15 protein-coding genes are annotated in these 13605 nt (G+C 55.5%); 7 read left to right on the forward strand and 8 right to left on the reverse strand.

Features of this window, described 5'->3' with window-relative positions:
• Nucleotides 1–35 precede the first annotated feature (35 nt).
• Genes lptA through LG203_RS08225 form a run of 4 tightly spaced genes read right to left on the reverse strand, consistent with a single transcriptional unit; the run spans nt 36 to nt 2866 of the window.
• Nucleotides 36–596 carry a lipopolysaccharide transport periplasmic protein LptA gene (lptA, locus tag LG203_RS08210; RefSeq protein WP_230345330.1) on the reverse strand — a complete coding sequence of 187 codons (561 nt, stop codon included), beginning with the start codon at nt 594–596 and terminating at the stop codon, nt 36–38.
• Nucleotide 597: 1 nt separating this feature from the next.
• The gene (gene lptC / locus LG203_RS08215; protein ID WP_230345331.1) at nt 598–1332 is read right to left on the reverse strand and encodes an LPS export ABC transporter periplasmic protein LptC; all 735 of its coding nucleotides are present in this window, start codon (nt 1330–1332) and stop codon (nt 598–600) included.
• A gap of 9 nt (nt 1333–1341) precedes the next feature.
• Nucleotides 1342–1866 (reverse strand): KdsC family phosphatase, encoded by a 525-nt coding sequence (locus LG203_RS08220; protein ID WP_230345332.1) that lies wholly within the window; start codon nt 1864–1866, stop codon nt 1342–1344.
• Between the two features lies 1 nt (nt 1867).
• Nucleotides 1868–2866, reverse strand: coding sequence for a KpsF/GutQ family sugar-phosphate isomerase (locus tag LG203_RS08225; RefSeq protein WP_230345333.1), 999 nt, complete (start codon nt 2864–2866; stop codon nt 1868–1870).
• Nucleotides 2867–3131: 265 nt separating this feature from the next.
• On the opposite strand from LG203_RS08225, the gene LG203_RS08230 reads away from it, so the two are divergent.
• Both LG203_RS08230 and thiO read left to right on the forward strand, forming a co-directional pair.
• Nucleotides 3132–5099 carry a cation:proton antiporter gene (locus LG203_RS08230; protein ID WP_230345334.1) on the forward strand — a complete coding sequence of 656 codons (1968 nt, stop codon included), beginning with the start codon at nt 3132–3134 and terminating at the stop codon, nt 5097–5099.
• A 45-nt stretch (nt 5100–5144) separates the two neighbouring features.
• Nucleotides 5145–6242 carry a glycine oxidase ThiO gene (gene thiO / locus LG203_RS08235; RefSeq protein WP_230345335.1) on the forward strand — a complete coding sequence of 366 codons (1098 nt, stop codon included), beginning with the start codon at nt 5145–5147 and terminating at the stop codon, nt 6240–6242.
• Between the two features lie 30 nt (nt 6243–6272).
• Here the strand turns inward: thiO and LG203_RS08240 are convergent, their stop codons facing one another.
• On the reverse strand, nt 6273–6764 hold the full coding sequence (locus tag LG203_RS08240; protein WP_230345336.1) for an OmpH family outer membrane protein: 492 nt from the start codon (nt 6762–6764) through the stop codon (nt 6273–6275).
• A gap of 89 nt (nt 6765–6853) precedes the next feature.
• Nucleotides 6854–7339, reverse strand: coding sequence for a cyclic pyranopterin monophosphate synthase MoaC (gene moaC / locus LG203_RS08245; RefSeq protein ID WP_230345337.1), 486 nt, complete (start codon nt 7337–7339; stop codon nt 6854–6856).
• A gap of 57 nt (nt 7340–7396) precedes the next feature.
• On the opposite strand from moaC, the gene LG203_RS08250 reads away from it, so the two are divergent.
• The 3 genes from LG203_RS08250 to soxZ are packed head-to-tail and all read left to right on the forward strand — an operon-like array spanning nt 7397 to nt 9621.
• Nucleotides 7397–8833, forward strand: a complete 1437-nt coding sequence (locus LG203_RS08250) for a beta-barrel assembly-enhancing protease (RefSeq protein ID WP_230345338.1) — start codon at nt 7397–7399, stop codon at nt 8831–8833.
• Nucleotides 8834–8851: 18 nt separating this feature from the next.
• Complete coding sequence (locus tag LG203_RS08255; protein WP_230345339.1) at nt 8852–9295, forward strand: thiosulfate oxidation carrier protein SoxY; 444 nt, start codon at nt 8852–8854, stop codon at nt 9293–9295.
• 8 nt (nt 9296–9303) lie between these two features.
• The gene (soxZ, locus tag LG203_RS08260) at nt 9304–9621 is read left to right on the forward strand and encodes a thiosulfate oxidation carrier complex protein SoxZ (protein WP_015829212.1); all 318 of its coding nucleotides are present in this window, start codon (nt 9304–9306) and stop codon (nt 9619–9621) included.
• Nucleotides 9622–9634: 13 nt separating this feature from the next.
• Here soxZ and LG203_RS08265 read toward each other — a convergent pair whose 3' ends face one another.
• Nucleotides 9635–10384: an elongation factor-1 alpha gene (locus LG203_RS08265; protein ID WP_230345401.1), complete on the reverse strand. Its 750-nt coding sequence runs from the start codon at nt 10382–10384 to the stop codon at nt 9635–9637.
• Between the two features lie 384 nt (nt 10385–10768).
• Between LG203_RS08265 and ahpC the strand changes: the two genes are divergently transcribed.
• On the forward strand, nt 10769–11335 hold the full coding sequence (gene ahpC, locus LG203_RS08270) for an alkyl hydroperoxide reductase subunit C (protein ID WP_013441042.1): 567 nt from the start codon (nt 10769–10771) through the stop codon (nt 11333–11335).
• A gap of 175 nt (nt 11336–11510) precedes the next feature.
• Nucleotides 11511–13055, forward strand: coding sequence for an alkyl hydroperoxide reductase subunit F (gene ahpF, locus LG203_RS08275; protein ID WP_230345340.1), 1545 nt, complete (start codon nt 11511–11513; stop codon nt 13053–13055).
• Between the two features lie 139 nt (nt 13056–13194).
• Here the strand turns inward: ahpF and LG203_RS08280 are convergent, their stop codons facing one another.
• Nucleotides 13195–13476 (reverse strand): hypothetical protein, encoded by a 282-nt coding sequence (locus LG203_RS08280; RefSeq protein ID WP_013441044.1) that lies wholly within the window; start codon nt 13474–13476, stop codon nt 13195–13197.
• Nucleotides 13477–13605: the final 129 nt, after the last annotated feature.

Consider the following 13605-nt stretch of genomic DNA (forward strand, 5'->3'; position numbering starts at 1 on the left):
TGCAGGCGACAGGGCAGCTGGATTGTCCAGCCGACTCAATTGGCCGTTGCGCCATCCGCGCCGGCTGCCGGTTTTTTCTTGGGCTGGATGACAGCACGGACTCGACCACTCGGTGTGGCTGGAGTGGCGGCCTGGCTGCCGCCGCCAATCACCTCGGCGTATTCGGCGTTGGCGTCATACATGATGTAGTCGCCATGTACGATATCATCGCCTTTTTTTACCCAGGCCTTGGTGTAGAGCTGTACCTTGTCCATACGTCCATCGTACTCGATACGTTGACCACTGCCTTCCATATATTCGTTTTTACCTTCCATTTTCTGCTTGAAGGTGGAGGGGGTTTGCGGATTGCCGTAGGTCGTGCTGTGCTGAAAGCCTTCCTTGTCTTCGCGGACAACCAGTTTATCGCCGCGAATCATCAGGGTGCCCTGTGTGAGAATCACATTGCCGGTATAGATGCTGGTTTTCTTGGCATCGTTCACGGTGACGGCATCTGCTTCCAGATTGATGGGCTTGTCCTTATCCGCCTTTTCGGCATGGGCAGGCAGGCAGGCCATCATCAAAAGTAGCGGTAAAAGGCTACGGTGCAGGGTTGTCATATTATCTCCGAATCCGGGCTTGGTTGTTGGTACTGGTGCTTCGCTTGTCCTGTTTAGCCTGTTTCTTCGCGGGGCTGGCTATTGCCTTGGCTTTTTTCTGCGGTGCAGCCTTGCTGGTTTTTGCCGGAGCGCTGGCGGGTGCCTTGCTGGCCGCCTTTTTGGTAGCGCTAGGTGGCAGGTAATGGGCGCGTACACGACCACGCAGATTCACGGTCTGGTTTTTCTTGTTGAATACCATGCCATTCGCATGAATGACCGTTTCCGGCGCCTGGGTAATCACCACAGGTTTGTCGGTAACCGCGACCTCCTGCTTGGGGAACATCTTGAGGTATTGGGTGCGTACCGTCATTTCCCCTTTATCCTTTGATGCCTGGCGGACCACAACCACATTATCCATGAATTCCACGGTCTCGCCATCGCTGGAAACATTGCCGCGTTGCCCTTCAATCTGGGTGTATGGCTTGTTGATCGCATATTGCGTAAAGCGCGGTCGCTCAAGCTCCGTGGTGTCGTCATCCGGGTAATGCTTCATCTTTACCGCCGCCAGCACATAGGCTAGTGCACCGTTGACATTGGTCCGTGTTGTTACAAAGTTATCCAGGATGTAATCCGGGTCATGGCGCAAATTGGCATCCGGCCGCCGTTCGGGAGGCTGGACACTGCGATCTATCCAGAACGTGAGCAACGCCAGCAGGGCGAGCAGCACGAGCGGAAACACGACGGTTGGACGTCCCAATCTCAATCCTTACTTCAGGAACCGGGCCATCTGTGCGTCAAAGGTGCCTTGTGCTTTCATCAGCAGTTCGCACACTTCACGCACGGCACCGTGGCCCGCAGGGCGGCTGGTGATGTAATGCGCATATTCTTTCACCAACGGCATGGCATGCGGCACGGTAATGCCCAAGCCACCATAACGAATGGGGGGGATATCAATGACATCATCGCCCATGAAGGCACATTCTTCGCGGCTGAAGCCAAATTGCGCGCGGACTTCGTCAAACGCTGCCAGCTTGTCATCGACACCCTGATGAAAATGCAGAATACCGACATTGGCGGCGCGCTTGACCACGACTTGCGATGTGCGGCCGGTGACGATCGCCATATGCACGCCGGTGGCTTTCAGCAGTTTCATGCCGAGGCCGTCATGCGAGTGGAAAAATTTGTATTCCTGACCGTCGTCGCCCAGTCCAAGGCCGCCGTCGGTCATGACGCCGTCGACATCGAATACCACGAGTTTGATGCGCTTGGCGCGTTCTTCTACGGACAACAATTCAAACCACCTTTGCAATAAGAAGATCGTGCATGTTTAATGCCCCGATCAGGGTTCCCTGCTGATCGGTGACCAACAGGCTGGTAATTTTTTTCTGCTCCATGATGGCAACCGCATCGACTGCCAGTTGCTCCGGGCGGATTTGCTGAGGCGATGAGTGCATCACATCGCGCATGTATGTGCTGTTTATGTCCACGGCATTCTCGAATGCCCGACGCAAATCGCCATCGGTAAATACCCCAACGGCATGCTGCCCTGCGTCGACAATCGCCGTCATGCCGAGGCCTTTGCGCGACATTTCCAGCAGGCCTTCTTTCAGGCTGGCTTCAATCCCCACGCTCGGGATGGCCTCGCCCGTGCGCATCACATCGCGCACATGCAGCAACAGCTTGCGACCCAGCGTACCACCCGGATGCGACAAGGCGAACTCCTCGGCGGAGAATCCACGCTGATCCATGACGGCAATCGCCAGGGCATCGCCCAGTGCCAGCGAGGCTGTGGTGCTGGCGGTGGGCGCCAGCGCCAGCGGGCATGCTTCTTCGGTAACGTGGGCATCCAGGCTGACATCTGCCGCTTTCGCCAGCGTGGATTGCGGATGGCCGGTGATGCTGATCAGACGCGCGCCCATGCGTTTCAATGTGGGCAGAATCACCCGTAATTCATCTGCCTCGCCGGAGTTGGACAGGGCAATGACCACATCCTTGCCGGTAATCATGCCCAGATCGCCATGGCTGGCCTCAGCGGGGTGGACGAAAAAAGCAGGTGTACCTGTACTGGCAAACGTGGCGGCGATTTTGTTTCCGATATGACCGGATTTGCCCATGCCAGTCACCACAATGCGACCCTGGCATTGTAAAATGAGTTCGACGGCACGCGTGAAGCTGTCATCCAGCCTGCGGGCTAATGCTTCCACCTCGCGTGCTTCAATTAACAGGACTTCCCTTGCCAGATCAATCGGCGTTTTGCTTGCACCGATTTTTCGTATTTTTGATGGTTCCATACCCGGCAAGTATAAAAGGGAATGTCCGACGAATAAAGGATTTATACGTAATCCATGCCGACTTTTGATAAAGTCGGCATAAATTTTGCCTGTAGGTTTTTTTCAAGGGGAGGCGTGCATGAAAAGGGTTGTGTCTGAGGATCAAGCCAGCTGCCAGAGGATATCGGTTGACGGTCAATGCTTGACGGTCGGCCTTGTCTGCTTTCTCTTGCCATTCACTCCAGGCAACCCTCTTTAAATGTTGAGTTCCTTCAAAGCCATTTTAATGCACGATACCTTACCCGCTATTTTGATCCTGCTGACCAGCTCGGTGCTGGCGGTTGCCCTGTTTCGTGCCTTGCGCCTGCCGGCCATGCTGGCTTATTTCCTGGTCGGGCTGGCTTTGGGGCCGCATACCTTCGGCATTTTGCCGGATACCGAAGCCAATCGTGAGCTGGCAGAGTTCGGCATTGTATTCCTGATGTTCAGCATCGGGCTGGAGTTCAGCCTGGCCCAGTTGTATGCCATGCGCAAAACCGTGCTCGGCCTCGGCGGTATGCAGGTGCTGCTGACCATGCTCGCTGTCATGATGGCCTGCATAGCCTTTGGACTCAGCTGGGAAACCGCATTTGTCATCGCGGGCGCCCTGTCCATGTCATCGACCGCCATTGTGTCGAAAATGCTGGTGGAGGGGCTGGAGCTGAATTCGCGCCATGGCCGTCTCGCCATTGGCGTGCTCTTGTTCCAGGATATTGCCGTGGTGCCGATGCTGGTGCTGATTCCAGCGCTGGCCTCGCATGGGGGTGATCTCGGGCAGGTATTGCTGATCTCCCTGCTAAAGGCCGCGGTCATGCTGATCATCCTGTTTGTGTTTGGCAAGTCGCTGATCAACCCCTGGTTCAGTCTGGTAGCACGGCAGCGCTCGCGCGAGCTGTTTGTGATGAATGTTCTGATGGTGACGCTGATGCTGGCATTTGCCACCAAGCTGGCCGGGCTTTCGTATGCGCTGGGCGCCTTTATCGCCGGTATGCTGATTTCTGAAACCCGCTATCGTTATCAGGTGGAATCCGATATCGCGGCATTCCGCGACATTTTGCTGGGCCTGTTTTTCATTACAGTAGGCATGTTGCTCGATATGCACGAGCTGGCGGCCAACTTTGGATTGGTATTGCTGGTGACGTCCGGATTCATCCTGTTCAAAGGTGTGCTGGTGGCGGTGCTGAGTCGCGCGTTTGGTCACGAGCCTGGTGTGGCAATTCGCACCGGCATTACGCTGGCACAGGCGGGTGAGTTCAGTTTTGTATTGCTTTCGCTGGGCTTGGGGCGTGGTCTGATTGATGGTCAGGCATTGCAAGTGGTGCTGGCGGCCTCGCTGATTTCCATGGTGGTGGCGCCCTTTATCATTCAGCACAACGAGCGGCTGGGCGAACTGCTGTCGCGCAGCTATGTGCGCAATCGTGAAAAACAGATTCAGGATATCGAAAGCGTAGGCAAGGAACTGGTCGACCACGTGATCATTTGCGGTTTTGGCCGCAGTGGCCAATATCTGGCACGCTTTCTCAGTGAAGAAAATATTCCCTTCATTGCGCTGGATATTGACCCTTCACGGGTGCGTGAAGCCGCTGCAGCGGGTGAAAACGTGATCTACGGTGACGCTGGCCGGCGCGTGGTCTTGGCAGCGGCCGGTGCGGCGCAAGCCAAGGCGCTGATTATCAGTTATGACGATGCGCCCTCCGCCATGAAGATTCTGCATGTGGTGGAAGACAATTACCCCAAGTTGCCGGTCATCGTACGCACGGTGGACGATGCCAATATGGAAGGCTTCCGCAAGGCGGGCGCGGCAGAGGTGGTGCCCGAAGTGCTGGAAGGCAGCCTGATGCTGGCCTCGCATGCGCTGGTCTTGCTTGGCGTGCCACTGAATCGGGTAGTGAAACGTATCCGTTTGTTCCGGGAAGAGCGCTACAAGATGTTCCGCGGCTTTTTCCACGGCATGTCCGATCTGGACGAAGAAGCGCAGGAAACGCCACGCCTGAATTCGGTGCTGATTACCTCTTCCGCCTATGCACTCAACATGCGCCTGGGTGATATCAATTTCTCCGGGCTCAATGTGGAGGTGAAGTTTATTCGTCGCCTTAACCTCAAGCCATGGGCTCCCACCTCTGAGTCCGTCTTTATCGAAGGTGATGTGGTCGTCTTGCTGGGCACACCCAAGGATCTTGTCTTGGCGGAAAAAGCCTTGCTGCAAGGACGCTAAAGTCCGACACTCTTCTTTTTAATTGCACCTGATTATTCAAATCTTATGAGCCGTAACATTATCGTAGCAGGGGGCGGCATACTTGGTTGTATGACCGCCATGTCCCTGATTCAGCGTGGTCATCAGGTTACCCTGGTGGAGCGCGGCCAGATTGGCGGGCATGGGCAGGGTGAGGCTTCCTGGGCGGCCGCAGGTATTCTGTTTCCGCTACTGCCGTGGGCCTATGTCGAGCCGGTAAACCGACTGGCCGTTGCCAGCATGCGTGCCTATGGCGAGCTTTGCCAGCGCCTGCTGGAAGATACCGGCATAGACCCTGAGTATCAGCAGGATGGCATGCTGCTGTTGCCGGATTACAAACGCGAGCAGGCCTTGGCGTGGGCAAGCCAGTATGGATTTTCCGAGCAGGCGGCGGCCCCTGCCCACAGTTTCGCGGCAAATCTATACGATGACCCCATGTGGCTGCCGGAAGTGGCGCATGTGCGGCCGCCGGTGTTGCTGGCGGCATTGAAGCAATGGTTGCTGCAACAGGGAGCTGCCATCCTTGAAAACACCGAGCTGCTGCCTTTGGCAGCCGCTCCGGAAAGCGATCGCCTGACGCGCTGGCAGACCCGTGCGGGCCACGATCTTGAAGCGGATGCGTTTGTAATGACCGCCGGCGCATGGAGTGGTTTGTTGCTGGGAGACCAGCAGCCACTGCCCATCAAGCCCATGCGCGGACAGATGCTGCTTTACGCGCAACCCCCTCAGCAAAAACTCACGCATATCGTTTTTCGTGAAGGGTTTTATATGGTGCCGCGGCGGGATGGCCTGATTCTGGCGGGCAGTTGCCTGGAGGATGTCGGGTTCGACCATGCGGTGACCGATGACATGGGCAGCCAGCTGGCTGCCAAAGCCGCAGCCCTGTTACCTGAACTGGCGGATGCGCCCATTCTGGCCCACTGGAGTGGTTTCCGCCCTGGCTCGCCGGATAATGTGCCTACCATTGCCGCGCACCCCCGCTACAAAAATCTGTATATCAATAGCGGTCATTTCCGTTACGGCCTGACCATGGCGCCGGCGAGTGCGGAGCTCCTGGCTGACTTGGTGCAAGACAATGCTTCTGAAGGGGAGCTTGCCGCTTACGCCTACCGCGCTGCCGAATAGGCGCGCGGGCAGGCAAGGGTGGTGTCGCGCTTACTTGAGCTGTTTGATGATCTTGTCGGTAATGTCCACGCGCTTGCCGACATACGCTGAGGTGTTGTAGAACACGATGTCGTAGCCTTCACTCTGCGCGACGGCGGTGACGGCTTTGTTGATGCGATCCTGCAGGTTGGCAAGTTCATCCTTCTTGCGCTGCTCAAACTCTTCCTGCAAGGCACGCTGGCGGCGCTCAAGGTCCACGCGCTGGTTATTCAGATCACGACGTTTGGTTCTCGCCACGCTCTCCGCCATGGTCAGCGAATCCTTGCTGAAAGCGGTTTCGCGGTCTTCCAGTTGCTTGTAGGCTTGTTGCAGCTCAGCATTGCGCGGCTTGAATTCGGCCTGCAGCTTTTGACCCGTGGCCAGAAACTGGGGCGACTGCATGACCGTTTGCAGATGGACATAGCCGATCTTGATTTCGGCGCTGGCATGCATGGAGGCCAATGCCAGAGTGGCGGCGAGGGCAATGTGCTTTAATGTTTTCAAACGATCTCCTTGTGACGTAGCTCTTGAGCTGGCAATAGGATACCCCTTCATCCCGTCTCTTCCAAATAGCGCGTCGCCGTTATTTCGATTCATGTGCGGCTGGCGGCCTGCCAGTGGCCGGATTTTCCTCCCTGTTTTTCCAGTAATTGCACGTCCCGAATCACCATGCCCCGATCCACTGCCTTGCACATGTCGTATATCGTCAGCAAGGCCACGCTGGTGGCTGTCAAGGCTTCCATTTCGACCCCGGTACGACCGACGGTTTCGGCAGTGACCGTGCAATGGATGACAGGTTGGCTGCTCTCTATCTCGAACTCCACCCCGACCTTGGTCAAGGCAATCGGATGGCAAAGCGGGATGAGGTCAGCACAGCGCTTGCTGCCTTGAATGGCGGCAACCCGGGCGATTCCGAGCACGTCGCCTTTTTTGCTATTGCCCTCCTGAATCAGTGCCAGCGTCGCAGGCAGCATGCTGATGCTGCCCCGTGCCACGGCAATGCGCCTGGTCTCTGCTTTATCGCCAACATCGACCATATGGGCCTGTCCGCTGGTGTCAAAATGGGTGAGTTGCGTCATGATGGGGCCGGCTCCGGAACGGTGAACTTGCTTGAGAATGCCGTTATCATAGCAACAATGAAGCTTGTTTATATCTCTGTCGTCGCCGTCATGGCGCTGTTTTTTGTGCCCACATCCCCCGCGGATGGCTTGCCCGATCTGGGCGATGTTTCGGCCACCGTGCTCTCCCCGCTGGATGAAAAGAAAATTGCCGACCAGATCATGCGTAGCGTCATGGCGAGCGATGATGTGGAGCGCGACCCTGAAATACAGGATTATGTGCAGCAACTGGGCATGCGCCTGGTGGCGGCGAGTTCGGACAAGCTGTTGCCCTTCAAGTTTTTTGTGGTGAAGGATAATTCCATCAATGCCTTTGCCATGCCCGGTGGTGTGGTCGGCGTGCATACCGGCCTCATCGTTGCTGCAGAAAATGAATCCGAAGTGGCTGGCGTGCTGGGCCACGAAATTGGCCATGTGGTGCAGCGCCATCTGGCGCGCATGATGGCACAGCAGAAACGCGACTCCATTATCAGCATGGCGACCATTGGTCTTGCCCTGCTGGCGGCGCGCGCCAATCCCCAGCTTGCCAGCGGCGCCATGGTGTCGGCCAGTGCCGGGTCCCTGCAAAAGCAGCTGGACTACACGCGCGAGCACGAGCGTGAGGCTGATCGCGTGGGTTTGCAGATCATGGCCGATGCCGGATTTGATACGCGCGGCATGCCGGCTTTTTTTGAGATTCTGCAGCGGGGCACGCGGTTTATTGATGGCAGTGCGCCTTCATTCCTGCGTACCCACCCACTGACCACGGAGCGGATTGCCGATGTGCGCTCCCGCGTGGAGCAAGGTGCTTATCGGCAGGTGCAGGATAGTGCGGAATTTCAATATGTGCGGGCCAAGCTGCTGGCTAATCTGGGGCCTGCCCGGCAAGCCATGGAGCTGTTCAGGAACAATCTTGCACAACGCATGTACACCAACGAAGCTGCCCAGCATTATGGGCTTGCCATTGCCAGTTTGCGGGCCAATGACGTAAAGACGTCAGCCAACGAGCTGGCCTGGCTTAACCAGAATGCCAGTCCGCACGCCATGTTTGCCAGTCTGGCAGCCAACATTGAGGTGGCGAAACAAAATACGGCGGGCGCCACGCGCTTGTTCCAGCAAGGGCTGGAGCACTATCCCCGATCCCGCGCCCTGATCTTCGGTTATGCGGAGCACCTGCTTCGACTCGGGAAGACTGACGCAGCGCTTGAGCTGGTAGCGCAAAATATCGACCTCTACCCGGATGATCCCTATTTTTATGAATTGCGCGCAAAGGCGTATACCATGCAGGGCAAGCGTTTGTTGCGGCACCAGGCACAAGGCGAAGCCTATGTGCGCAGCTATAACGTGCCACGGGCGATTGAGCAGATGGACCTGGCAGCCAAGGCGGGCGATGGCGATTTTTACCAGCAATCGATTGTAGAAGCGCGCCTCAAGCAGTTGCGCCTGCTGTTGAACGACCCCAAGGACAGGGGCTAGACAATGAAAGGGACAGCCATGAAAAGACGCGGATTTATCCTGATGACCGGTGCAGCATTGCTCAGTGGTCTGCTACTGCCACTGCGGGCGCTGGCGGCGGTGTGGAATAAAGCGGCTTTTGAGGCGACGACGCTGGCTGGCGCCACCCAGGGCCTGCAGGTCGACAAGGAAACGCCCAGCGCGGACATCACGGTCAACGCGCCAGACCGCGCGGAAAACGGCGCAGTCGTGCAGGTTGAGGTCATCAGCCGGATCCCCGGTACAGAAGCGATTGCGATTGTGGTGGAGCATAACCCTACGCCCCTGATTGCCAATTTCATGTTTGCCAAAGGCGCAGAGCCTTACGTCGTGACGCGCATCAAAATGGCGGAAACCGCCGAAGTGAAGGCGATTGTCAAAGTGGGGTCACGCTATTTCACGGCGGGCAAGCAGGTTGAAGTGCTGGAAAACGGCTGCGGCTAGGAGGCAACATGGCAGATAACATCAAAATGCGGGCGCAGCTCAAGGGTGACGTGACCGAGCTGAAAGTGCTGATGACGCATCCCATGGAAACCGGACGGCGTAAAAATGACCTGGATGAAGTGGTGCCAGCACATTTTATCCAGTTGGTGACGATCAGCCTGAATGGCAATGTGGTGACGGAGGCGCAATGGGGGACAGGTATTTCCAAGAATCCCTATTTGACCTTGCACTTGCGCGGTGCCAAGGTTGGCGACATGGTCGCCGTGGTCTGGCATGACAACAGGGGGCAGAGCGCCCGCCATGAAATTGCTGTCACGGCGGGCTAGCGACTAGCTCGACTTACAGATCAGCTTCCCAGGCATTGCCATAGACTTTGCCATTCCGCGACAAAATCCACATCTGGTACATACTGGTGCACCACATGAAGGTCGAGGCAATGCTGTAACCCAGACCGCCGATGATGGTGAGCCAGGCAAAACCAGGGTTCAGCTTGGTCAGCCACCATGACAGCACATCCAGAATCAGAAAGGCGAAGGGGAAGGCGATGGCCAGAATCTTGAGTTTGCGTGGCACGTTGACCGCAAAGCTGAAAATAAGCGACATGAAGAAGAAGATGAACGCGATACCAAACAAGTGGATGTGCGAGACGCGCGTCAGGCTTGCAACGCTGGCGCCTTCATTTACCTGAGCCACTTTCTTTACTTCATCAAAATGGGTGAAGTTAGGGATGCCAGGCACATTGCTGTGGCACATGACACAGTGCTGGGCGAACACTTGCTTGAAGTGGGGTTCCCATTCCTTCTCTGGGGCGCCATCGCGCGCCCATTTGATGATCTCCAGACGCACTTCAGGTGGTGCCTTGTCTTTCATGGCGCCATTCAGCATGCCTTCGAGGCGGCTGCCGCTGCGATCACCGTAGTAGCTGTAGACGATGTCGTCTTTTGACAAGCCGATTTTGCCGTCTGCCATGCCGTGGGTCAGCATGATCTGCAAACCTGCCATGCAGAGGCCGACGCCGATGACCAGCAAATAGCCAGAAAACAGAACCTTGACAGGGGTGGGGAGGTTGGGAAGGTTGAACCAGTCCATTGGTGATGTTGACTTCATTTGATTCTCATAAAGCAGGTTGAAAAAGCGGGATGACGGCTGCGGATTAACGTGGCGTTACATTGCTCGGCAAAGAGCTGTATCAGGCACAGCAGTTTCAACGAAAGAATACCTCAAACTTTGGTTCCTGCTACAAAATAAACAGCATTTTTATCCAGCGACAGATTTTTTTGCATAGGTATCTTTCGGAAATGATGGAACAAATCGCGGCAGACAGGGTTTAATCAACATGCCGGGGAGAGTGCGGCATTATTACCACATTGATATGCAAAATATATCAAAAGTATTTAAACAATCAATTTTTATTATTATAAGACTTTCTCTATACTGAGCTTCGTTTCCAAACCAACCCAAAAGGAGATTTACATGAGCACCTTGATCAACACTGAAGTTAAGCCATTCAAAGCCCAGGCATTTCATAACGGCAAGTTTATTGAAGTGACCGATGCCGCTCTGAAGGGCAAATGGTCCGTGCTGATTTTCATGCCAGCGGCTTTTACCTTCAATTGCCCAACAGAAATTGAAGATGCTGCTGACAATTACGCTGAATTCCAGAAGGCGGGCGCCGAGGTGTATATCGTCACTACCGATACGCACTTCTCGCACAAGGTATGGCACGAAACATCGCCAGCCGTGGGCAAGGCTCAGTTCCCGCTGGTAGGTGACCCGACTCACCAACTGACTCGCGCTTTTGAAGTGCACATTGAAGAAGAAGGTCTGGCACTGCGCGGCACCTTCATCATCAACCCAGAAGGCGTGATCAAGACGGCTGAAATCCACGACAACGCCATTGCGCGTGACGTGAAAGAAACCGTACGCAAGCTGAAGGCAGCGCAATACGTGGCCAATAACCCAGGCCAGGTTTGCCCAGCCAAGTGGAAGGAAGGCGAAAAGACCCTGACGCCTTCTCTGGATCTGGTAGGCAAGATCTAAGGCGGGAATAGCGCCTTTAAACGTCCCTGCTGCGGCAGGGCGTTGAGCACAGGGCATGGAAGGCTAACCGCCGACCGTGTCCTGCCCTCGACGCTATCCCTGGAATAAACGTAACCAAGCCCGCGCCAAAAGCGCAAGGCAGGGGTGAACTCACCCCAAACAACTGGAGAACACCATGCTTGACGATACACTCAAAACCCAACTTCAGACCTATTTGGGCATGTTGCGTCAGCCTATCCGGCTGATTGCTTCGCTCGATGAGAGTGAAAAAGCCGCTGAAATGCGCGAGCTGCTGCAAGACATTGCCGCGCTGTCCGACAAGGTCAGCCTGGACTTGGCAGGCAGTGATGCACGCAAGCCTTCGTTCGTGATTGCACGTGACGGGGAAAGCAACGGCGTGCGCTTTGCTGCCATTCCGCTGGGCCATGAGTTTACGTCGCTGGTGCTGGCTTTGTTGTGGACCGGTGGGCACCCACCTAAGGTGGAAGCCGATGTGATTGAACAGATCAAGGCGCTGGATGGCGATTTCCGCTTTGAGGTTTACATGAGCCTGTCCTGCCATAACTGCCCGGACGTCGTGCAGGCGACGGCATTGATGGCCATCCTCAACCCCAAGGTACAAACTACCGTGATTGATGGTGCCTTGTATCAGGATGAAGTGAATGGTCGCAACATCATGGCCGTGCCGACGACTTACCTGAATGGTGAGCCATTTGGCTCGGGTCGCATGACGGTTGAAGAAATGCTGACCAAGCTGGATACCGGTGCGGCAGCGCGCGAAGCGGCCAAGCTGGACCAGAAGGCGCCTTATGATGTGCTGATCGTGGGCGGTGGACCAGCGGGTGCCTCGGCCGCTATCTATGCCGCTCGTAAAGGCATACGGACCGGTATCGTGGCCGAGCGGTTTGGCGGCCAGGTGATGGACACCCTGGGCATTGAAAACTTCATCTCGGTGAAGGAAACCGAGGGTCCCAAGCTGGTGGCAGCACTCGAAGAGCACGTGCGTAGCTACGATGTCGACATCATCAACCTGCAACGCGCCGAGTCGATTACGCGCGGCGAGCTGGTTGAAGTGAAGCTGGAAGGTGGCGCGACGCTGAAGAGCAAGGCGGTGATTGCCGCAACCGGGGCCCGGTGGCGCGAGCTGAACGTGCCCGGTGAAAAGGAATACCGCGGCAAGGGCGTGGCGTATTGCCCACACTGCGATGGTCCCTTGTTCAAGGGCAAGCGCGTTGCGGTGATTGGTGGCGGTAATTCAGGCGTAGAGGCAGCGATTGACCTGGCCGGGTTTGTTGGTCATGTCACCCTGATCGAATACGACACCAAGTTGCGTGCGGATGCCGTGCTGCAGAACAAGTTGTTCAGCTTGCCGAATGTGACCGTGATCATTAATGCGCAAACGACCGAAGTAACCGGCGATTCCCAAAAGGTCAATGGTTTGGTGTACAAGGACCGCGCCACAAGCGTGGATCATCACCTGGAGCTGGAAGGTGTCTTTGTACAAATCGGTTTGTTGCCGAATACCGACTGGCTCAAGGGCAGTGATGTCGAGCTGAGCAAGTTTGGTGAGATCAAGGTAGATGCGCATGGGCAGACATCAATGGCGGGTGTGTTTGCGGCGGGGGATGTGACGACCGTGCCTTACAAGCAGATCATCATTGCCATGGGTGAAGGTTCCAAGGCTGCTCTGGGCGCATTTGATTATCTGATACGCCAGTAAGCATGAGGCTGTAAATCCTTTTATGGCAACCGAGGTTGCCATAAAAGGCCAGGGCCAGTGTTCTTTCCCGGGTAGGGGAGAACACTGGCCCTGAATTTTTTGGTTTTGCCGTTGTTACAGCTCAAGCATTTTCTGGTTTTTAAATGGCTTGAGAGATGACAAACGATGGGTATTGGTCAAAGAAGGTGACTCTGACGTTGAAACCCAGATCACGGGCCCGTTGTGCGAGCAGCGTGAAAATGTGCAGTTCATTCTTCAGCGGGATCAGGAACACATTGTCGGCAAATGCCTGGGTAGACTCCGACTTGTGCTGCTCCTTGTTCAGCTGAATGATGTTTTGACTGCTGGTGATGAAGGTGACCCAATTCTTGTTTTCATGATTGGGGTTCGGCCTGTCTACGATCAATAGTGCTGAGTGCATTTTTTATCTCCTCGTTTTTAAAAGACCTACAGTTTCCTTACTAAAAATCAAAACCGTGAAACTAGCATTACAGGTCTCTACAAGAAAATCAATACTCGCAAGATGGATATAGCTTTAAATTTTTATGAT

Source organism: Methylovorus mays, assembly GCF_020531915.1.
Classification (GTDB): domain Bacteria; phylum Pseudomonadota; class Gammaproteobacteria; order Burkholderiales; family Methylophilaceae; genus Methylovorus; species Methylovorus mays.